This window comes from Kineococcus sp. R86509, assembly GCF_042466365.1.
Classification (GTDB): Bacteria; Actinomycetota; Actinomycetes; order Actinomycetales; family Kineococcaceae; genus Kineococcus.
Genome location: NZ_JAXHCE010000001.1, coordinates 1174175 through 1193381 on the forward strand (window position 1 = coordinate 1174175; position 19207 = coordinate 1193381).

At 71.9% G+C, this 19207-nt stretch carries 20 protein-coding genes; 6 read left to right on the forward strand and 14 right to left on the reverse strand.

The genetic code is table 11. The features are described from left to right. Positions 1-24: 24 nt before the first annotated feature. Positions 25-1011 carry a LacI family DNA-binding transcriptional regulator gene (locus tag SJY07_RS05490; RefSeq protein WP_328295254.1) on the reverse strand — a complete coding sequence of 329 codons (987 nt, stop codon included), beginning with the start codon at positions 1009-1011 and terminating at the stop codon, positions 25-27. A 290-nt stretch (positions 1012-1301) separates the two neighbouring features. Here SJY07_RS05490 and SJY07_RS05495 point away from each other — a divergent pair, with 290 nt between their 5' ends. Genes SJY07_RS05495 through SJY07_RS05510 form a run of 4 tightly spaced genes read left to right on the forward strand, consistent with a single transcriptional unit; the run spans position 1302 to position 3749 of the window. Beyond that, positions 1302-1985 carry a Type 1 glutamine amidotransferase-like domain-containing protein gene (locus SJY07_RS05495; RefSeq protein WP_380157556.1) on the forward strand — a complete coding sequence of 228 codons (684 nt, stop codon included), beginning with the start codon at positions 1302-1304 and terminating at the stop codon, positions 1983-1985. 22 nt (positions 1986-2007) lie between these two features. Beyond that, on the forward strand, positions 2008-2679 hold the full coding sequence (gene pdxH, locus SJY07_RS05500) for a pyridoxamine 5'-phosphate oxidase (protein ID WP_380157558.1): 672 nt from the start codon (positions 2008-2010) through the stop codon (positions 2677-2679). Positions 2680-2710: 31 nt separating this feature from the next. Next, positions 2711-3040 carry an L-rhamnose mutarotase gene (locus tag SJY07_RS05505; protein WP_328295251.1) on the forward strand — a complete coding sequence of 110 codons (330 nt, stop codon included), beginning with the start codon at positions 2711-2713 and terminating at the stop codon, positions 3038-3040. Between the two features lies 1 nt (position 3041). After that, entirely contained in the window at positions 3042-3749 is a 708-nt protein-coding gene (locus SJY07_RS05510) for a FadR/GntR family transcriptional regulator (protein ID WP_380157561.1), read from the forward strand. Positions 3750-3752: 3 nt separating this feature from the next. Here SJY07_RS05510 and SJY07_RS05515 read toward each other — a convergent pair whose 3' ends face one another. The 12 genes from SJY07_RS05515 to SJY07_RS05570 all read right to left on the reverse strand — a co-directional run bounded on the left by SJY07_RS05515 (position 3753) and on the right by SJY07_RS05570 (position 15689). Continuing rightward, positions 3753-5093: an alpha-L-fucosidase gene (locus SJY07_RS05515; RefSeq protein WP_380157563.1), complete on the reverse strand. Its 1341-nt coding sequence runs from the start codon at positions 5091-5093 to the stop codon at positions 3753-3755. Between the two features lie 13 nt (positions 5094-5106). Further along, the gene (locus tag SJY07_RS05520; RefSeq protein ID WP_380157565.1) at positions 5107-5934 is read right to left on the reverse strand and encodes an amidohydrolase family protein; all 828 of its coding nucleotides are present in this window, start codon (positions 5932-5934) and stop codon (positions 5107-5109) included. Then, positions 5931-6902, reverse strand: coding sequence for an aldo/keto reductase (locus SJY07_RS05525; RefSeq protein WP_380157567.1), 972 nt, complete (start codon positions 6900-6902; stop codon positions 5931-5933). The genes SJY07_RS05520 and SJY07_RS05525 overlap by 4 nt, the downstream gene beginning before the upstream one ends. Position 6903: 1 nt before the next feature. Further along, positions 6904-7650 (reverse strand): SDR family NAD(P)-dependent oxidoreductase, encoded by a 747-nt coding sequence (locus SJY07_RS05530; protein ID WP_380157568.1) that lies wholly within the window; start codon positions 7648-7650, stop codon positions 6904-6906. Continuing rightward, positions 7647-8966: an L-fuconate dehydratase gene (locus tag SJY07_RS05535; RefSeq protein WP_380157570.1), complete on the reverse strand. Its 1320-nt coding sequence runs from the start codon at positions 8964-8966 to the stop codon at positions 7647-7649. The genes SJY07_RS05530 and SJY07_RS05535 overlap by 4 nt, the downstream gene beginning before the upstream one ends. Then, positions 8966-9808, reverse strand: a complete 843-nt coding sequence (locus tag SJY07_RS05540) for a fumarylacetoacetate hydrolase family protein (RefSeq protein ID WP_380157572.1) — start codon at positions 9806-9808, stop codon at positions 8966-8968. The genes SJY07_RS05535 and SJY07_RS05540 overlap by 1 nt, the downstream gene beginning before the upstream one ends. Before the next feature lie 23 nt (positions 9809-9831). Beyond that, positions 9832-10728: a carbohydrate ABC transporter permease gene (locus SJY07_RS05545; protein ID WP_380157573.1), complete on the reverse strand. Its 897-nt coding sequence runs from the start codon at positions 10726-10728 to the stop codon at positions 9832-9834. Beyond that, the gene (locus tag SJY07_RS05550; protein ID WP_380157575.1) at positions 10718-11659 is read right to left on the reverse strand and encodes a carbohydrate ABC transporter permease; all 942 of its coding nucleotides are present in this window, start codon (positions 11657-11659) and stop codon (positions 10718-10720) included. The genes SJY07_RS05545 and SJY07_RS05550 overlap by 11 nt, the downstream gene beginning before the upstream one ends. 9 nt (positions 11660-11668) lie before the next feature. After that, the gene (locus SJY07_RS05555) at positions 11669-12937 is read right to left on the reverse strand and encodes an ABC transporter substrate-binding protein (protein ID WP_380157577.1); all 1269 of its coding nucleotides are present in this window, start codon (positions 12935-12937) and stop codon (positions 11669-11671) included. Between the two features lie 99 nt (positions 12938-13036). Next, positions 13037-13639 (reverse strand): YdcF family protein, encoded by a 603-nt coding sequence (locus tag SJY07_RS05560; protein WP_380157579.1) that lies wholly within the window; start codon positions 13637-13639, stop codon positions 13037-13039. A gap of 23 nt (positions 13640-13662) precedes the next feature. Further along, entirely contained in the window at positions 13663-14232 is a 570-nt protein-coding gene (locus SJY07_RS05565) for a dihydrofolate reductase family protein (RefSeq protein WP_380157581.1), read from the reverse strand. Between the two features lie 44 nt (positions 14233-14276). Continuing rightward, positions 14277-15689: a PLP-dependent aminotransferase family protein gene (locus tag SJY07_RS05570; protein WP_380157583.1), complete on the reverse strand. Its 1413-nt coding sequence runs from the start codon at positions 15687-15689 to the stop codon at positions 14277-14279. Between SJY07_RS05570 and SJY07_RS05575 the strand changes: the two genes are divergently transcribed. Both SJY07_RS05575 and SJY07_RS05580 read left to right on the forward strand, forming a co-directional pair. Continuing rightward, complete coding sequence (locus tag SJY07_RS05575; RefSeq protein ID WP_380157585.1) at positions 15688-16611, forward strand: DMT family transporter; 924 nt, start codon at positions 15688-15690, stop codon at positions 16609-16611. The two genes, SJY07_RS05570 and SJY07_RS05575, sit on opposite strands and share 2 nt — an antisense overlap. Positions 16612-16667: 56 nt before the next feature. Then, positions 16668-17888, forward strand: coding sequence for a pyridoxal phosphate-dependent aminotransferase (locus tag SJY07_RS05580; RefSeq protein ID WP_380157587.1), 1221 nt, complete (start codon positions 16668-16670; stop codon positions 17886-17888). Between the two features lie 36 nt (positions 17889-17924). Here the strand turns inward: SJY07_RS05580 and SJY07_RS05585 are convergent, their stop codons facing one another. After that, positions 17925-19106 (reverse strand): helix-turn-helix domain-containing protein, encoded by a 1182-nt coding sequence (locus tag SJY07_RS05585; RefSeq protein ID WP_328295240.1) that lies wholly within the window; start codon positions 19104-19106, stop codon positions 17925-17927. Positions 19107-19207 lie beyond the last annotated feature (101 nt).

A 19207-nucleotide genomic window follows, 5' to 3' on the forward strand; every position in this document is an offset into this window, starting at 1 on the left:
GACGTCCTCCTCGACGGTCCTTCTTCAGCTGCCGAACTCCGCGAGTTCGACCGGAACGGTGATGCGGCGTGGGGCGGACGTCTCACCGGACAGCCGCTCGGTGAGCAGCCTCGCCGCCCGGCGACCGACGTCGACGGGATCGTAGGTCACCAGAGCGACCCGGTCCACGAGGACCTCGGCGAGTTCCACGGTGTCGAAACCCGCGAGGACGACGTCGGCCCGCGCCCGGTGGACGGCGAGCAGCGCCCCGACCGTCATCCGGTTGTTGTCGCAGAACAGTGCGGTGGGCGGCCGCGACAGCGCGAGGAGCCCGTTCGTCGCGGTCCTGGCCTCGTCGCTGCTGTGGTGACCGAACCGGAGCAGTTCGGGCTCCTCACCGATCCCCGCCGCCTTGAGCGCCGCGCGGAACCCCGCGTACCGGCGGGATCCCGGACCGGACCGCTGGTCGCCGCCGACGTAGCCGATCCGGCGGTGCCCCCGGTCCAGCAACCACGTCGTGAGACGCCGGCTGCCGCCGGAGTTGTCCAGCAGGACGACGTCACCCCGGACCCCGCGCGGGAGGCGGTCGACGAAGACGACGGGGGCGCGCTCGGCGAGCGCGGCGTAGTGGCCGTCCGCGTCGTCGGCCCCCGGGACGATCAGGACGCCGTCCACCCGGCGGCTCAGCAGTTCGGCGACGATCTCGCGTTCCCGGGCCCGGTCCCGGTCGCCGTTCGCGTCGCGACCGGTCGAGAGCAGCAGCATCACGTACCCCGCGCCGGCCGCGACGAGTTCGACCCCGTGGGCCAGGTCGGCGGAGAAGGGGTTCGTGAGGTCTTCGACGACGAGGGCGATCGTCGCGGTGCGCTGCCCTGGCCGGAGCGTGCGGGCGCTCTCGTTGCGCAGGAACCCCAGGCTCGCGACGGACGCCTCGACCTTCTCGCGCGTGCCCGGGTCGACGTACCTCTCGGCGTTGACGACCCGCGAGACGGTGCTGATGCTGACCCCGGCGTGCGCTGCGACGTCACGCATCGTGGGCGGACGACCTGGACCCACCACGACCTCCCTGCTGCCCTGCGAACGTTTCCAGAGCCTTCGGCGACAAGGTAGCCGATGGTCGTCCGCGCGTCAGCGGGCTCGCGGTGCCCCACCCCCGTCCGCACCCGGGGCCCGACCTCGCGCGAGTCGTCCGTGCTGCACCCTGGACGGGTGGAGGTCGACGACGCACCCCTGCCCGCCGAACGGGCGTCCCGTCCCGGTCCGGTGACCGACGCCGAGGACGAGCGACCGAGCGCTGCCACGACGCACGGCGGGGTGACGGGGTGACGGTCCACCTCGGCGGCGGCGGGGACGAGCACGACGAGGCGCTGCTGTGGGACGAGGTGTTCCTGCCGGGTCGCCGCGTCGCCCTCTGGCCGTTCGCGATGGCTCCTGGGGCGCAGCGCGACGGCAGCGTCCGCTGGTTCCGCGCCGCGCTGGCCGCCCGGGGCGAGTTCTCGGTGCAGGCCTGGGGCGTGGGCGAGGACGGCGAGGACGGCGGGGAGGGCGACCTGACCGGGGTGGACGTGGTGGCCGTCCCGGGCGGCAACACCTTCGACCTGGCTCGGGAGATCCGGCAGCGCGGCCTCTGGCAACCGTTGCGGACGTTCCTCGACGGCGGCGGGCTGGTCCACGGCGGGAGCCCGGGAGCCGTCCTGCTTGGCGCGGACATCGCGATCGCGGAGGGACTGGACCCGAACCACGCCGGCGTCACCGACACCCACGGGTTCGACCGCGTCGCCGGGGCCGTCCTGCGGCCGCACCACGAACCCTCGCTCACGGCGGAACTCCGGCACTGGTCCCGCCGCCACGGTCGCGTCGTGATCGGTCTCCCCGAACGCAGCGGTCTGGTCAGCGACGGGACGCGGGCCCGCGCGGTCGGTCCGGAGCCGCTGCACCTCGTCACGCCCGACGGCGCGGAGCGTGAGCTCCCCGCGGGAACCACCTGGCGGCTGACGGACGGCTGAGCCACGGGGATAGCGTGGTCCCGTGGAAGACCCCGCTGCCCGTCGTGTCGACTACGGCACCACGTCCTTCGACGAGTCGACCCTCGCCGCGACACCGCTCGCGCAGTTCCAGGACTGGTACTCCGCCGCCGTGGCCGCCGCCGTGGTCGAACCCAACGCGATGACCGTGGCGACGGTGGACACCGACGGTGTCTCGGCCCGCACCGTGCTGCTCAAGGCCGTCGACGGCCGGGGGTTCGTGTTCTTCACCAACCAGCGTTCCCGCAAGGCCCACGGGATCGCCCACGACCCCCGGGTCGCGCTGCTCTTCGGCTGGCACGGCCTGCACCGTCAGGTCTCCGTCCGGGGTGTGGCCGAGGAGGTCCCCCGGGCCGAGACCGGGGCCTACTTCGTCAGCCGTCCCCACGGTTCCCGCATCGGAGCCTGGACGAGCGAGCAGTCGCAGACCGTCCCCTCCGCCGCGGCGCTGCACGCGCGCGAGGCGGAACTGCGGGAACGCTGGCCGGACACCGGTTCCGCGGACGACGTGCCGGTGCCCCCGCACTGGGGTGGCTACCTCGTGCGGGCCCGGGAGGTGGAGTTCTGGCAGGGCCGGACCTCCCGGTTGCACGACCGGTTGGTCTTCGTGGCCGACGCCGGTCCGGCCCCCCTGGACGACGCCGCGTCCTGGCGGGTCGAACGTCGCCAACCCTGAGCTCCCGGGGGACTGCGGGTAGCGTTGCGGCATGGAGAGGACGTTGCACACCCGCCTGCACGAGGACGCGGTCGAGGACTACGACCGGTTGCACGCCAGGGTTCCCGACGACCTCCTGCAGGCCCTGGCCGAGGCCGGGGTGCGCGACTGGCGGATCTGGCGCGACGGCTGCGACGTCTTCCACTGGCTCGACGTCGAGGACTACCAGGTGATGCGCGAACACCTCCGGGACCACCCCGCGAACCTGGCCTGGCAGGCGCGGGTGACCCCCCTGCAGTCGGCGGCCGACGACTACTCCGGCGGGGACGACGGCCTGCCGTTCGTGTGGAGCTTCCGGGACCAGCAGGGCGGGAACGGCTGACGTGGCGCTCACCGACGAGGCCATCGAGCAGATCAAGCAGATGATCCTCGGCGGGGAACTCCGGCCGGGTGACCGGCTGCCTCGCGAGGCGGAACTCAGCGCCGCCCTCGGGCTGTCCCGCAACTCGCTGCGCGAAGCCGTCCGGGCGCTGGCCCTCATCAACGTCCTCGACGTCCGGCAGGGGGACGGCACCTACGTCTCCAGCCTCGAACCCGGGGTGATGCTGGACGCCGTGACGTTCGTCGTGGACGTCCAGCGCGACGACTCGCTGCTGGAGTTCCTCGAGGTCCGCCGACTGCTCGAACCCGCCGCGACGTCGATGGCGACGACCCGCATGGACGACGCCGAGATCACCGCACTCGCCGACCTGCTCGACGAACTGGGTCCCGACCCCACCGTGGAGGACCTGGTCGCCAACGACCAGGAGTTCCACCGGCGGATCGCTCTGGGGTCCGGGAACTCCGTCCTCGCCTCTCTCATCGAGAGCTTCTCCGGCCCGCTGCACCGGGCCCGCGTGTGGCGCGGGCTGACCCAGGAGTCCGCCACGACCCGGACCCTCGACGAGCACCGCGCCATCCAGCAGGCGATGGCCACGCGCCGGCACGACGTGGCCCGGGCCTGGGCCGAGGTCCACGTCGCGGGCGTCGAGCAGTGGTTGCGGTCGGTCAGTGCCGACCACGGTGGCGCGGGACCTCTCCCGCCCGACTGACCGTCACGCCAGGTCGAGGTCCACCACGACCGGACCGGGCACCGTCGCGGCGGGGACCTCGAGCACGACCCGGCCGTCCTCCTCCCGCGCCGGCACCGGAGTGCCGTCGGGCAGCCGGGCCGAAGCGGGCGAGAGCGACCCGGCGGGGACGTCGAGGGTCACCGGGCCGGTCGCGTCGACGACGGCGTGCACGACGTCACCGCTGCGGGTGAAGCGGACCCACGGCTCCTCCGAGGCGGAACCCTCCACCCACGTCGTCGTCCCGTGCACCGCGGTGGAGTTCAGCTCCATCCAGTCCCCGACCTGTTCGAGGCAGCGCCGCTGCAGTTCCGGGATGCGGCCCGCCTCGTCGGGGCCGACGTTGAGCAGGAAGTTCCCGCCGCGGGAGACGACGTCCAGCAGGTGGCGCACCGCGCCCGGCCCGTCCAGGTAGTGCGAGGCGTCCTCGACCTGGTTGTAGCCGAACGAGTACCCGATCCCGCGGCAGTTCTCCCACACGCCCTGCGACTCGGCGTCGCGACCGGCCTGGTACTCACTCGTCCGGAAGTCCCAGTGCGTCAGTCCCCAGCGGTCGTTGACCACACCCTCGGGCACGGCGGCGTAGTACCGCTCGAGGATGCGGGCGAAGCTCTCCGGGCCGTCGGGCTTGCCTGCGTCGGGCCACTCGATGTCACCCCAGAGGACGTCCGGGGCGTACTTCGCGATGAGGTCGGCGACGTGGGCGAAGGCGTAGGAGTTGTACGCCGCGTCCACGGGGCGGTTCTCCAGCAGCGGGTCGCCGTCGTGCGGGGCCAGGTCGGTGAAGTGCCAGTCGAGGCCGCCGGAGTAGTAGGTGCCGAACTTCATCCCGGCGGCGCGGGCGGCCGCCGCGAACTCGGCGACGATGTCCCGCCGCGGGCCGCGGGCCACGGTGTTGCGGGTTCCCGTGCCCGGGGCGTCCCACAACGTGATGCCGTCGTGGTGCTTGGTGGTCGGGACGAGGTACCCCGCACCCGCGCGCCGGAAGAGCGCCACCAGGTCGACCGGGTCGAACTCCGACGCGGACCACTCGTCGAGGAACTCGTCGTAGGGCTTCCCGCCGTGCACCTCCGCGTGGTGCTGCTGGGCGGGAGAGCCGTCGAGGCGGATGGTGTTCGCGTACCACTCGGCGTAGGGGTTGTGCTTCATCCACTCGTGGGGGTCGATCGTGCCGAGCTCGCCGATGGGTTCGGCCCAGGCCGGCACCGAGTAGGCACCCCAGTGGACGAAGATCCCGAACTTGACGTCCCGGTACCACTGCGGGACCTCGCGTTCGAACTTCCGGTACAGCTCGGGACGCTGCGGGGCGTCGGTGAACATGGCCACGGTGCGGTTCCTCTCAGAGGGGTTGCAGCTGGTAGGTGGAGACGGCGTTCCCGGCCAGGACGGCGTCGCGTTCGGAGGTCGAGAACCCGCTCAGGAGTTCCCGGGTGCGGGCCACGACGTCGGCGTACTCCTGGGCGAGGGTGCTGACCGGCCAGTCGGTCCCGAAGACCAGCCGGTCCGGGCCGAAGACGTCGATCAGGTGGGCGACGGCGACGGGGAGGAGTTCCTGGTGGTCCAGGGTGAAGAGCCCGGAGAGCTTGCCGACGACCTGCGGGCGGCGGGCGAGTTCCCGGACCCCGGTCTCCCACACGCCGTAGTCCTCGGTACCCATCGGGGGTTTGGCCCCGTGGTCGAGGACGAAACGACCGTCGGGCACCGCGTCCACGAGCCTCGTCGCGGACGGGAGCTGGTCGAAGCGCACGAGCAGGTCGGTCACCAACCCCGCGCCGGCGGCCGACCGCGCACCGTCCACCACCCCGGGACGGGCGAACCAGTCCGGGTCGGCCTCGTCCTCGACCTGGTGGCGGACCCCGACGAGGAGGTCGCCCCCCGGCCCGTCCCGGAGTTCCGCGATCTGCCCCGCGACGTCGCCGGTGGGTTCCACCCAGCCGACGACTCCGGCGATGAGCCCCTTCGACGCAGCCGCGGTCGCGAGGAACTCCCGCGTCTCGGCGAGGTCGGAGACGGTCTGGACGAGCAGGGTGCGGTCCACCCCGACCGACGCCGTCACCTGCCGCAGGTCCTCGAGGGTGAAGGGTTTCGCCAGTTCGTCCACCATCCACGGGTACGCGCGGACCGCGGGGTTCCAGAGGTGGTGGTGGGCGTCGATCACCGAGGTCATGCGCCGGCCTCCGTCGGCACCGGCATCCCCGCGGGCAGCAGGTGTTCGCGCTGCAACGCCTCCCAGGCCTCCGGGGGCACCGGAGTGTCGAAGAGCGCCGCGTTGCGGGCGACCTCCGCCGGGGACCGCATCCCCAGCACGAGCGAGGCGACACCCGGGTGCGCGGAAGCGGCCTGCACCGCCACCGCCGGCAACGTCGTCCCGTGCTCGCGGGCGACCACCGCGATCCGCCGCGCCCGCTCCAGCAGTTCCGCCGGCGCCGGTGCGTAGGCGTAGGTGGCCTCGGCCGGCGGATCGTCGTGGGCCAGGATCCCGGAGGCGAACACCCCGCCGAGGACGACGGCCGTCCCCCGGCGCACCGCGGTCGGCAACAGCTCCGTCAGCGCGCTCGCGTCGAGCAGGTGGTAGCGCCCGGCGACGAGGACGACGTCGAGGTCGAACTCCTCGACGAAGCGGGTCGGGAGTTCCGTCTGGTTCATCCCGACGCCGACGGCGGCGATCAGTCCCTCCTCGCGCATCCGCAGGAGTTCCGGGAACGCCCCGGCCCGGGCTTCCTGGACGTGATCGTCGGGGTCGTGCACGAGGGCGACGTCGATGCGGTCCAGCCCGAGACGTGCCAGGCTCTCCTCCACCGACCTCCGCACCCCCGCCGCGGAGAAGTCCCAGACCCGCTCGAAGGCCGCGGGGACGTCGAACCCGCCCTCGTCGTCGCGTCCCTGGGCGGGCACCGGTCTCAGCAGCCGGCCCACCTTGGTCTCCAGCACGAACTCACCGCGGGGCCGCTCGCGCAACGCGGCACCCACCCGCTGCTCCGACAGCCCGAGCCCGTAGTGCGGTGCGGTGTCGACGTAGCGGATCCCGGCGTCCCAGCAGGCGTCGACGGTCGCGCGGGCGGTGGCGTCGTCCACGGCCGTGTAGAGGTTCCCGAGGGCGGCCGCGCCCAATCCCCAGCGCCCGAGGTCCAGCACGTCACACGCTCCGGGCGGGGAGACGGAGCGTGTGCAGGCCACCGTCCACCGCCAGCGCGACGCCGGTGGTGGCCGAGGACCGCGGGTCGGCGAGGTGGACGATCGCGTGCGCGACCTCCTGCGCGCTCACCAGGCGTCCGGTGGGCTGCCGGGCCTGCAGCGCAGCCCGTTCGGCGGCCGGGTCGGCGCTGGCGTCGAGCAGGCGCTGCACCCACGGCGTGTCCGCCGTCCCCGGGTTCACGCAGTTGACCCGGATCCCGTCGGCCAGGTGGTCGGCGGCCATCGCGAGGGTGAGCGCCTGCACGGCGCCCTTGGTGGCGGAGTAGACGGCGCGCTGCGGCAGTCCCGTCCACGCCGCGATGGAGCACGTGTTCACCACGGCCGCGTGCTCGGAGGCGCGCAGGACCGGCAGCGCGGCCCGGGTGGTGCGCACGATGCCCAGCACGTTGACGTCGAACACGCGGTGCCACTCCTCGTCGTCGTTGTCGGCGACGCTCCCGGTCGCTCCGATCCCCGCGTTGTTGACCAGGACGTCGAGCCCGCCGAGGGTCTCGACGGCCTCCGCGACCGCCGCTCGGACGGAGGCGTCGTCGGAGAGGTCGGCCACCACCGAGGTGAACCCCTCCGCGCGTTCCCGGTCGAGCACGACGACCCGCGCCCCCTCCTCCTCGAAGCGTGCCGCCGTGGCCGCGCCGATCCCCGAGGCGCCCCCGGTCACCAGCACCCGCAGCCCGTCCATCCCGCTCACGCCGGCACCTCCGTCGCGACGGGGCGCCACTCGGCGCCGTCCGGGAAGGCGAAGTGCTGCAGGGTCCCCGGGTGGATCTCTGCGCTGAAACCCGGGTTCCGCGGCGCGTGGTAGCACCCGCCGGAGACGTCGACGGGGTCGACGAAGTGCTCGTGCAGGTGGTCGACGTACTCGATCACCCGGTCCTGCGTGGTGCCCGCGACGGCGACGAAGTCGAACATCGACAGGTGCTGCACGAGTTCGCACAACCCCACGCCGCCCGCGTGCGGGCAGACCGGGACGCCGAACTTCGCGGCGAGCAGCAGGATCGCCACGTTCTCGTTGACCCCCGCGACCCGGGCCGCGTCGATCTGCAGCACGTCGAGGGAACCGGCCTGGAGGAGCTGCTTGAACACGATCCGGTTCTGCACGTGCTCACCCGTGGCGATCTTCACGGGGCTCACGGCCCGGCGGATCGCGGCGTGGCCGAGGACGTCGTCGGGGCTCGTCGGTTCCTCCACCCACCACGGGTCGAACGGCGCGAGCGCTCCGATCCACTCGATCGCGGGGCCGACGTCCCAGCGCTGGTTGGCGTCGACGGCGATCCGCACGTCCGGTCCGACGGCCTCCCGCGCGATGCGCATCCTCCGCACGTCGTCCTCGACGTTCGCGCCGACCTTCAGCTTGATCTGGGTGAAACCCTCCGCGACGGCCTCGTGGGCGAGCCGCACGAGCTTCTCGTCGGAGTAGCCGAGCCAGCCGGGCGTCGTCGTGTAGGCGGGGAAACCACGGCTCAGCAGCTCCTCCCGGCGGGCGGCCCGCCCCGGTTCCGCGGCGCGCAGGATCTGCAGCGCGTCGTCGCGGGTCAGCGCGTCGGTCAGGTAGCGGAAGTCGACGAGCGCGACGAGCTCCTCCGGGGACATGCGCCCCAGCAGGTCCCACAACGGCAGACCGGCCCGTTTGGCCCGCAGGTCCCAGAGCGCGTTGACGACCGCCGAGATCGCCATGTGCATGACGCCCTTCTCGGGTCCCAGCCAGCGCAGCTGCGAGTCGTCGACGAAGGACTTCCAGGTGGCGCCCATGTCGTCGAGCACCGCGTCGACGTCACGGCCGAGGAGGTGGCCGGCGAGGGCGTCGATGGCCGCGACCTGCACGTCGTTGCCGCGGCCGATGGTGAACGCGAAACCGTGCCCCTGCAACCCGTCGGCGTCGTCGGTGCCGACGACGAGGTAGGCGGCGGAGTAGTCCGGGTCGGGGTTCATGGCGTCGGAGCCGTCGAGGTCGCGCGAGGTCGGGAACCGGACGTCGTGCGTCGTGAACGTCGTGAACCGGGCCATCAGGCCGCCCCCACCGTCTGCCGCATGCGGCCGAGGCCGTCGATCTCGCACTCCACGACCTGCCCGGCCCGCAGGTACGGCTTGGGGTCCGGGCGCCCGAGGGCCACCCCGGCCGGGGTCCCGGTGTTGATGACGTCGCCCGCCTCGAGCACCATGAACCGGCTGAGGTAGCGGACGAGCTCACCGATCCCGAACACCAGGTCCTTCGTCGTGCCGTCCTGGCGGAGTTCACCGTCGACCCAGCACCGCAGGCCCAGTGACGTCGGGTCGGGCACCTCGTCGGCCGTGACGAACCACGGACCGAGCGGGTTGAACGTCTCGCAGTTCTTCCCCTTGTCCCAGGTACCGCCCCGTTCGAGCTGGAACTCCCGTTCCGAGACGTCGTGCGACACGACGTAGCCCGCGACGGCGGCCAGCCCCTCCTCGGCGGAGTCCAGATAGCGGACCCGGCGGCCGAGGACGACCCCGAGTTCCACCTCGTAGTCGGTCTTCACGCTGCCCCGCGGGACGAGGACCTCGTCGAAGGGGCCGATCACGGTCGAGGGGACCTTGAGGAAGACGACGGGTTCTCCGGGCACCTGCGCACCGGTCTCGGCCGCGTGGTCGCGGTAGTTCAGCCCGATGCAGACGACGGCGCCCGGTCGGGGGATCGGGCTGCCCACCCGCTCCCCCGCGACGTCGGTCGGGGCGGCGTCCGCGAGGGCCGCGCGGGCCCGGTCGAGGTCATGCTCGGTCCACGCCGTGCGCGGGTCGAGCACCTCGGAGAGGTCCACGTGGCGGCCGTCCCCGAGCAGGGCCACGGGCCGTTCCGAACCCGGTGCTCCGATGCGCATGATCTTCATGGTTCTCCTAGTGCGTTGGTGGTTCAGCGGCCGCCGAGGCCGGACAACGCGATACCGCGTACGAGGTACTTCTGCAGGACGAGGACGAGCAGCACCGTCGGCGCCATGGAGATCGTCGCAGCCGCCATCAGCAGCTGCCACTCCTGCCCGTTCTGGCCGAGGAAGAGGTTGAGGCCCAGGGGGACCGTCGTCGTGGACGTGTCGTTGGTGATGATGAGGGGCCAGAGGAAGCTGTTCCAGTAGCCGATGAAGGTGAACACCGCGAGCACCGCGAAGGCCGGTGCCGCGATGGGGACGATGACCGCGGTCAGGATGCGCCAGTGACCCGCCCCGTCGATCTTCGCCGCCTCCTCGAGCTCGAGGGGGATGGTGAGGAAGAACTGGCGCAGGAGGAAGGTACCGAAGGCGGTGAAGGCCCAGGGCAGGATGAGCGCCTGGAACGAGTTCACCCAGCCGAGTTCCTTCATGATCAGGAACATCGGAACGACGACGACCTCCTGCGGCACCATGAGCGTCCCGAGGTAGAGCAGGAAGACCTGCTCGCGGAAGCGGAACCGGAGCCGGGCGAAGGCGTAGGCCGACATCGCCGAGGTCACCAGCGTGATGAGCGTTCCGGCGATCGCGACGAACAGGGTGTTGAGCATGAACCGGCCGAACGGCAGGTAGTTCGCGGCTTCGGAGTAGTTCCCGAAGAGCAGGTGGTCACCCAGCAGCTTCGGCGGGGTGGAGAAGACCTCTCCCCCGGACTTCAGCGAACTCGCGACCATCCAGACCAGAGGCATGAGGAACAGCAGACCGACCAGGGTCAGCAGGACCTGCGAGACGATGCGACGACCCCGGTGGCGCGGCCGGGAGTTCAGCGGACGCGGCGAGCGCGTCCGGACCACCGACGGGCGCGAGGTCGAGGTGTCACTGGTCATAGTGGACCCACTTCTTCTGCCCGATGAACTGGATCGCGGTCACGATCATGATGAAGACGAAGAGGACCCACGCGATCGCGGACGCGAATCCGAGGCGGAAGAACTGGAACCCGCTCTGGTAGAGGTACATCACCAACGTCGTCGTGCTGTTGCCCGGGCCGCCGCCGGTGAGGACGTAGGACTGGGTGAACACCTGGAAGCTGGAGATGAGCGTGAGGACCGTGGCGAAGAAGATGCTCGGCGACAGCAGCGGGAGGACCACGCTGAAGAAGCGGCGCACCGCTCCGGCCCCGTCGATCTCGGCCGCCTCGACGAGGTGGCTCGGCACCGCGTCGAGGGCCGCGGAGAACACCAGCAGGTTGTACCCGAACCCCTGCCAGACCGACATCATGACGACCGCGGGCATCGCCCAGGACGAGGACCCCAGGAAGTTCGGGGCACCGACGCCGAACAGGCTCTTCATGGTCGAGTCGATCAGCCCGTTGGGGGTGAGCAGCAGACCGAAGACGACGGCGTTGCCCACCATGGGCGTCACGGCCGGGATGAAGAACAGGACGCGGTAGAACCGCCGGCCGGCGATCCGGGGGGAGATCCACACCGCGAGGCTCATCGAGACCACGATGTTGACCGGGACGTAGAGCACGACGAAGAGCAGCGTGTTGAGGATCGCCGTCCGGAACGTGTCGTCGGTGGTGAAGAGTTCGACGTAGTTCCCGAACCCGGCGAACGACGGTGACCCCAGGACCGGCCAGTCGAAGAAGCTCATGGCCAGCGAGGCCACGACCGGGAAGAGGGTGAAGGCGAGGAACCCCAACGCCCCTGGGGCGAGGAACCCCAGGGCCGCCCGGCCGTCCCCCTTCCTCAGCCCCCCGGGTGGTCTCGGCCGACCGTGCGTCTCCTCGCCGGGGACGATGACTGCTGGAACCGTCACGTTCGCCTCCTACTTGGCCTTGCTCTGGGCCTGGACCCGGGTGAGGAGATCGTCGACCGTGCTGTCCCCGTTGAACGCCGAGACCGCGTAGCGGCTGTAGGTGTCGTTCACCTGGGTCCAGGTCGCGGTCGTCTTGTAGGGGACGGAGTTCTCGATGGAGTAGTCCATGACGGCCTTGGCGTCACCGACGTCGTTGCCGTCGTACCAGGCCTGCTGCTGCGCAGTCCGGGCCGGGAACGCCCGCCCCTGCTGCCCGAGGTAGGACTCGGCGTCGGTCCCCGTGAGGATCGAGACGGCCTTGGCCGCCTTCTTCGGGTCCTTGGCTGCGGTCGAGACCCCGAAGCCCGAACCGGCCGTCTGCGTCTTCGATCCCCTGGCTCCGGCGGGGATGGGGGCGATCCCGACCTCGAACTTCGCGGTCGCCTTGGCGTTGATGAGGCTCCAAGGGCCGTCGATGTTCATCATCGCGTTCCCGGCCAGGAACTGGTTGGTGGCGGCGGCCGACGAGTTCCCCGCCGGCAGCGGGGCGGCGACCTTCTCCTTCACGATGAGGTCGCGGTACCACCCCAACGTCGTGCGCCAGGCGTCGTTGTCGACGTCGAGCTCGCCGGCGTCGTCGACGGCCGCCTTCCCGGACTCGCTGAGGACGAACGGGATGACCGCGTCGATGCTCGTGCTGGCGAAGTAGCCGTACTTGCCGTCCGTGGTCAGCGCCTTGGCGGCGGTCGTGAAGTCGTCGGTGGTCCAGCCCTCCGCCGGCAGCGGGAGCCCGGCGGCCTGGAACGCGGTCTTGTTGTAGAAGACCACGTAGGGTCCGAAGTCGTAGGGCAGGGCGACGAGCTTGCCGTCCACCTTGAGCCCGTCGAAGATGCTCGACTCGAACGTGTCGTCGGCGATTCCCAGGGTCTCGAGCTGGTCGTCGAGCGGGACGAGCAGCTGGGCGAACTGCGGTGCGCGCAGGGACTGCATGCCCAGCAGGTCGGCCGATGCCCCGCTGGCGGCCTGCGAGGTGAGTTTCGTCCAGTAGTCGTTCCAGGCCGCGGTCTGGAACTCCACCTTCGTCGACGGGTCGGCCTCGGTGACGAGACCGGCGACGTGCTTCCAGGCGTCGACCTCCTGGGTCGAGCCGGACCACATGAACCAGCTGAGGGCGTCACCCCCGGAACCGGAGGAACCCTGCGACCCACCACCGCAGGCCGACAGGGCGGCGAGGGCGCCCACCCCGCCTGCGGCGGACAGCAGCGATCGACGAGAGAGGGGGAAGTGCGGAGCGGACATGAGAAGACTCCATGACGTCGGTGTCACCGCGGCGAAGACCGCGCGAAGCCCCGAGCTAGACCTCGGATGTCTGAAGCCTCTACCTGGTGATCGTGACTGTCAAGGGACAGAATTGCGCGGTTCCCTTCCTGGGACATCGGATGTCTCGCCACGAGTGATCGTGTCAGGAAGCCGGAACGACACCGAGCGCAGAACGTCGTAGAGGAGGGTCAGCGCCTTCCATCGCCACCGTTCACCGAAGCGGTAGTCCGCCGCGGGCACCAGCCGCAGCGCCAGGTCCGGCCGCTGCTGCAGGAGGTAGCGGCGGGCCCGCAACGCGTGCAGCGGGGAGGAGGCGATGGCCACCCGTCCACCCCGCTGCAGCTCCCCCAGGGTGAGCTCGACGTTCTCCCAGGTGGTGCGGGCGGCGGTCTCGAGCACGATCCGGTCGGGCGGGACGGCGAGGTCGTCCCGGGCGTGCTCGGCCATCACCGCGGCCTCGCTGCGACCGTGGTCCCCCGCGAAACCGGAGAACACCAGACGCGCGGCGGGTGCGGTCCGGACCGCGATCTCGGTACGCCAGCGCTGCAGGGGGTGCAGCGAGCCGTCACGACGGGAGGGGCAGCCGAGGACGAGGACGACGTCGGGCGCGCCTCCTCCCCCGCCCGCCGGGAACCCCCGCCGCGAGGCGATCCGATGGGCGGCCTCGACGACGAGGAACACCCCGGCACCGAGGCCGGCCGCGGTCAGCGCTGCCTGGCGTAGGACAGGACCACCGCCCCGCTGTCGAACGTGCGCGAGCCGGTCGCGTCGAAGGCCCGGACGGAGAACCCGCCGGAGAAGACCCGGATCCCGTCACCGGCGACCACGGGGTACACCTTGAGCACCAGGTCATCGACCTCCTCGACCAGGGCACCGGCGAGTCGTCCACCACCGGCCAGCCAGATCCCGAGACCGTCCTCGGCCTTCAGGCTCCGGACGGTCGCGAGCGCGTCCGCGGTGCCCTCCACCGCCGGGTCCTGCGGGCTGCGCGTCCTGGACGCGACGACCTGGCGCAGGTGGGCGTAGGGACTGCCGATGCCCGCCTCCAGTGCGGGACGGTAGGTGTCCCAGCCCATCACGACGGTGTCGAAGCGGAGGTTGGGCAGCTCGTCGACCCCCATCGCCCGCCGCGCCGCGCTCGGCAGGACCTCGGGGTGCTCGGCGACCATCTGCGCGAGGTGGTCCGCGCTGACCGGGAAGAAGTCGAACTCACCCGCGGGCCCGGCGATGAACCCGTCGAGGGTCGTCCCGACGTGGTAGGTGAGGCGTCGCACCCGGCCACCCTCTCCTGATCACGCGGGGAGGGCAAGGACGATCCTCACCCCTCCTGCCGGGCCAGCACCCGCCCGAGGATCGCGAGACCCTCGCCGAACCGCTCCGGTTCCGGTCCGGAGTAGTTCACCCGCACGAACGGGCCCGACGGTTCGGCGGGGAACCACTCGTCGCCCGCCGCGACCACCACGCCCTCCGCTTCGCACTCGCGCACCAGGCGCTGGACGTCGGTGCCCTCGGGCAGGCGGGCCCACAGGTTGAGGCCACCGGCGGGGACCAGCGCCAGGTGCGCCGAGGGGACCCGGCGCTGCAGTTCCTCGACCATCAGGTCCCGACGAGCCCGCAGGTTCCCCCGCATCGTCCGCAGGTGGGTGCGCCAGCCGGGAGCCGTCACGACCTCCAGGGCCACGGCCTGCAGGACGGCGCTGACGTAGACCGACTCGGCGAGGCGGTCGGTGAGGATGCGTTCGCGGGCCGGTCCGCGGGCCACCAGCGCTCCCACCCGCACGGCCGGCGACACGCTCTTGGTCAGCGACCGCAGGTAGACGACGTGACCCGCGTCGTCCCGGGCGGCGACCGGCGACACCTCACCCTCGACGGTGAAGTCGTGCGCCCAGTCGTCCTCGACGAGGAAGGCGTCGTGGGCGCGCACCACGTCGAGGACCTGGTCGGCCCGTTCCGCGCTCCACCGCGCTCCGGTGGGGTTCGCGAACGTGGGCTGGGCGTAGAACGCGCGAGCACCGGTCTCGGTGAAGGCGCGGGCCAGGTCGGCCGGGTCCGGCCCGTCGGGGCCACCCCGGACCGGGACGACGTCCACCCCCGCCTGGGCCGCGGCCAGCAGGGCACCCCAGTAGGTCGGGGACTCCACCAGCACCGGGTGCCCGGAACCCACGAGCGCCCGGAACACCGAGCTGAGCCCGCTCTGGGTTCCCGGCAGGACGACGACGTCGCGCGCCGCGGGCGGGGTGGTCCCGGCCGGGGTGACCGCCGCGAGCTCACCGGCGAACCAGGACCGCAGGTCGGGGTCACCCGCCACCGACGACCGCGTCCACCCCGACTCGCTCCGGCCCACCCGGGCGAAGGCGTTGCGCAACAGCCGTTCCGGCAGCAGGTCGCGGGCCGGGTACCCGGAGTGCAGGGCGATGGCGTCCGGGTCGGCCGAGCGCATCGGCGCCGACACGGCCGGCGGTCGGGTGTGCGGAGCCCGCAGGGCCGCCGTCTGCCAGCCGTAGTCCGCCGGCCGCACGGCGGGTCGGGCCCGGACGAAGGTGCCGACCCCCGGCCGGGTCTCGATGAGGCCGGCGGTGGTCAACCGCCGGAACGCCTTCTGGACGGTCACGGGGCTCACCCCGAACCGTGCGACGAGCTCACGGTTCGACGGCAGCCGCGATCCGGGTGAGGCCGTCGCCACCCACGCGCGCAGGCTGTCGGCCACCGTGACGGTGCTATCGTCGACCATGAGCAGACAGAGTAACGCTATCGAGGTTTCGCGCCAGGTGTTACCGCCTGCGCCGGCCGCCGGTGGACTGCTCTGGGGCGGCCTCGGCGTGCTCGCCTTCTCCTTCACCGTCCCCCTCACCCGCATCGCGGTGGGCGGGCTGGCCCCGTTGTTCATCGGTTCCGGGCGCGCCGTCGTGGCGGCGGTGCTCGCCGCCCTGGCCCTGCGGGTGACCCGGGCCGCGCGCCCGACCTCCCGGCAGTGGCTGCGCCTCGCGGTCGTCGCGGGCGGGGTGGTGGCCGGGTTCCCGTTGCTCACCTCCTTCGCCCTGACGAGCACCCCCGCCGTCCACGGTGCCGTGGTCATCGCCGTGCTGCCGGCCGCGACCGCGGTGACGGCCGTCCTGCGCACCGGCGAGCGACCGCCGACGACCTTCTGGGTCACCGCGGCGATCGGAGCGGGCGCCGCCGTCGCCTTCGCGGCCGTGCAGGGGGCTGGGGCAGGCGGGTTGCACCACGCCGACCTGCTCCTCCTGGGGGCCGTCGCGGCCGCGGCGATCGGCTACGCCGAGGGCGGGCTGCTGGCGCGGGAACTCGGGTCGTGGCAGACGATCTCCTGGGCCCTCGTGCTGGCCTCACCGGCGATGCTCGCGCTGACCCTCGTCTCCGCGGTGAGCACTCCCCCGGCCGCCACGGCCGGGCAGTGGGCCGCCTTCGGCTACCTCGCCGTGGTGAGCATGTTCCTCGGGTTCTTCGCCTGGTACCGCGGTCTGGGCATCGGCCCGATGACCCGGGTCAGCCAGGTGCAACTGGTGCAACCCGTCCTGACCATCACCTGGGCGGCTCTGCTGCTCGGGGAACCCCTGACCGCGACGACGGCCGTGGGCGGACTCCTCGTCATCGGGTCCGCCGCCCTCGCCGTCCGCTCGCGGACCCGATCGTGACAAGCTGTCACGAGCCGATGAACGACCCGTCCACGGAACCCAGAACAGGCGCGACGATGAACTTCGAGCAGTCCGACAAACTCGCGAACGTCCTCTACGACGTGCGCGGGCCGGCCCTCAGCCGCGCGCAGCAGCTCGAGGACGCCGGACACCGGATCCTCAAGCTGAACATCGGCAACCCGGCCCCGTTCGGGTTCGAGGCTCCCGACGAACTGCTCCAGGACATGATCGCCAACCTGCCCGTCGCGCAGGGCTACAGCGACAGCAAGGGCATCCCCTCGGCCCGCCGCGCGGTCGTCCAGTCCAGCCAGCTCAAGGGCGTCCCGAACGTCGGCGTCGGTGACGTCTACATGGGCAACGGGGTCAGCGAACTCATCGTCATGGTGATGCAGGCGCTGCTCAACGACGGCGACGAGGTCCTCGTCCCCGCCCCCGACTACCCGCTGTGGACGGCGGCGGTCAGCCTCGCCGGCGGTCGCGCGGTGCACTACCTCTGCGACGAGTCGGCCGGCTGGGAACCCGACCTCGACCACCTGCGCGCGCAGGTCACCCCCCACACCAAGGCCCTCGTCGTCATCAACCCGAACAACCCCACCGGCGCGGTGTACGGGCGACCCGTCCTCGAGGGGATGCTGCAGGTGGCCCGCGAGTTCGGTCTGCTCGTCCTCTCCGACGAGATCTACGACAAGATCCTCTACGACGACGCCGTGCACGTCTCGACGGCCTCGCTCGCCCCCGACCTGCTGTGCATCACGTTCAACGGGTTGTCCAAGGCGTACCGGGTCGCGGGTTTCCGGTCCGGCTGGATGTACCTGTCGGGACCCAAGCGGCACGCACGGGGTTTCATCGAGGGACTCGACCTGCTGGCCAACATGCGCCTGTGCGCCAACGTCCCCGCGCAGTACGTCGTGCAGGCCGCGCTGTCCGGGCACCAGTCGATCAACGACCTCGTCCTGCCCGGTGGTCGCCTCGCCGAGCAGGCGCACCGCACGTGGGAACTCCTCAACGAGATCCCCGGGGTGAGCTGCGTGAAACCCCGCGGCGCGCTCTACTGCTTCCCCCGCCTCGACCCGGAGGTCCACGAGGTGAAGGACGACTACCAGCTCATCGTGGACCTGCTGGAGTCCCAGCACGTCCTCGTCGTGCAGGGTACCGGGTTCAACTGGCCGAAACCCGACCACTTCCGGATCGTCACCCTCCCCCGGGTCGAGGACCTGGAGAGCGCCATCGGGCGGATCGGCACGTTCCTCACCGACCGGTTGTCCTCGATGGCGTGACCCTCCCCCGACGAACCGCCCGGCCCGGCGCGCGGGTCAGCCACCCGTGCGCTGCCGCCAGGCGGTGAGGGCGAGCAGCAGGACGACCGCCTGGTCGGGCACGGTCACGTCGAGTCCCGTGCACTCGGTGATGCGCCGGAGCCGGTTCAGCACGGTGTTGCGGTGGCAGAACGTCCGCTCCGCCGTCACCGCGACGGAACCCGTCGCGGTGAAGGTGTCGAGGGTCTCCAGCAGCCGGTCGCGCTCGGGTGGGGTGAGGGCGAGCAGGTCGTGCAGCACGTCGTCGGCCAGGTCGTCGCGGATCGCCCCCAGCGCGCGGGCCGCGACGGCCAGCGCGTTGTCCGCAGGGCGCACCGGTCCGGTCGCCCCCGCCGGCAGCGCCCCCGCGACCTGCTGGGCCACCCGGACCGCCCGCGGCAGGCGAGCCAGTCCACGCGCCAGCGGACCGACCCCGCAGGGCACCGAACGCAGCACCGCGGGGACGGCGGCCCGTCCCGCCGCGACCTCGTCGGCGGGCCAGGTCCCCCGGGGCCGCGTCGCCAGGACGACGGTCCCGCCGCGCCACTCGTGCAGTCGCACACCGGCGGAGTTCCCGACGAGCCCGGCCACGGCCGTGCGGGAGGGCACGAACGCGCAGAAGACGTCGTCACCGACCCCGGCGCCCAGCACCGCGGCCGCCCGGGCCAGCAGGTCCCCGTCCTCACCGTCGGAGTCCAGGAAGGCCTCGACGATGCGTCGGCGGTCCCGGTCGCGTTCGTAGGCCAGGGCGGTCGCCGCCTCGTGGTAGCCGATCTGGACGTCGTTGGAGTGCTCCTCGACGGCCTGCCACAACTGCACCGGCAACGTGACCGCGGCGACCAGCGCCTCGGACGTCAACCGGTCGGCGAGTTCCTCCCACACGACCCGGAAGTGCAACCGCGTCCCGGTGGTGACGGCCGAGAGCGGGACGTCGATCTGCGCCCGGTGCCGGCCCACCGCGCGGGAGAGCTCCACCAGGCGGTCCGGGACGGGCAGGTCCACGAGCCGGCGCAGCACCCGTTCGTAGGTGTTGACCCCGTCGTCGAGGAGCCGGGCACGCTCGACGGCGCCGTCGGCGTAGGGCACGACCTCCATCAGCTGGGTGACGAAGCGTTCGGCCAGCGCGTCGACGTCGCCGAGCAGTTCCAGCAGGACCGAGCGCACGGCCGCCGTTTCGGCCGCGTTTCCGGTGCTGTGCATGTGCACACCCTAGCGAGGTGAACCCGTGTCCCGGCGTTCTTGTGCACGTCGGCCCGGAGGGGAATCCTCAGAACCCGGACGTTCCCCCTCGAGCAGAAGGA

Bases quoted from the DNA above. Each gene is read 5' to 3' on its own strand.
- SJY07_RS05555 (WP_380157577.1), bottom strand. From the start codon at position 12,937: ATGTCCGCTCCGCACTTCCCCCTCTCTCGTCGATCGCTGCTGTCCGCC.
- SJY07_RS05545 (WP_380157573.1), bottom strand. From the start codon at position 10,728: ATGACCAGTGACACCTCGACCTCGCGCCCGTCGGTGGTCCGGACGCGC.
- SJY07_RS05580 (WP_380157587.1), top strand. From the start codon at position 16,668: ATGAACTTCGAGCAGTCCGACAAACTCGCGAACGTCCTCTACGACGTG.
- SJY07_RS05575 (WP_380157585.1), top strand. From the start codon at position 15,688: ATGAGCAGACAGAGTAACGCTATCGAGGTTTCGCGCCAGGTGTTACCG.
- SJY07_RS05540 (WP_380157572.1), bottom strand. From the start codon at position 9,808: ATGAAGATCATGCGCATCGGAGCACCGGGTTCGGAACGGCCCGTGGCC.
- SJY07_RS05490 (WP_328295254.1), bottom strand. From the start codon at position 1,011: ATGCGTGACGTCGCAGCGCACGCCGGGGTCAGCATCAGCACCGTCTCG.
- SJY07_RS05505 (WP_328295251.1), top strand. From the start codon at position 2,711: ATGGAGAGGACGTTGCACACCCGCCTGCACGAGGACGCGGTCGAGGAC.
- SJY07_RS05535 (WP_380157570.1), bottom strand. From the start codon at position 8,966: ATGGCCCGGTTCACGACGTTCACGACGCACGACGTCCGGTTCCCGACC.
- SJY07_RS05570 (WP_380157583.1), bottom strand. From the start codon at position 15,689: ATGGTCGACGATAGCACCGTCACGGTGGCCGACAGCCTGCGCGCGTGG.
- SJY07_RS05520 (WP_380157565.1), bottom strand. From the start codon at position 5,934: ATGACCTCGGTGATCGACGCCCACCACCACCTCTGGAACCCCGCGGTC.
- SJY07_RS05585 (WP_328295240.1), bottom strand. From the start codon at position 19,106: ATGCACAGCACCGGAAACGCGGCCGAAACGGCGGCCGTGCGCTCGGTC.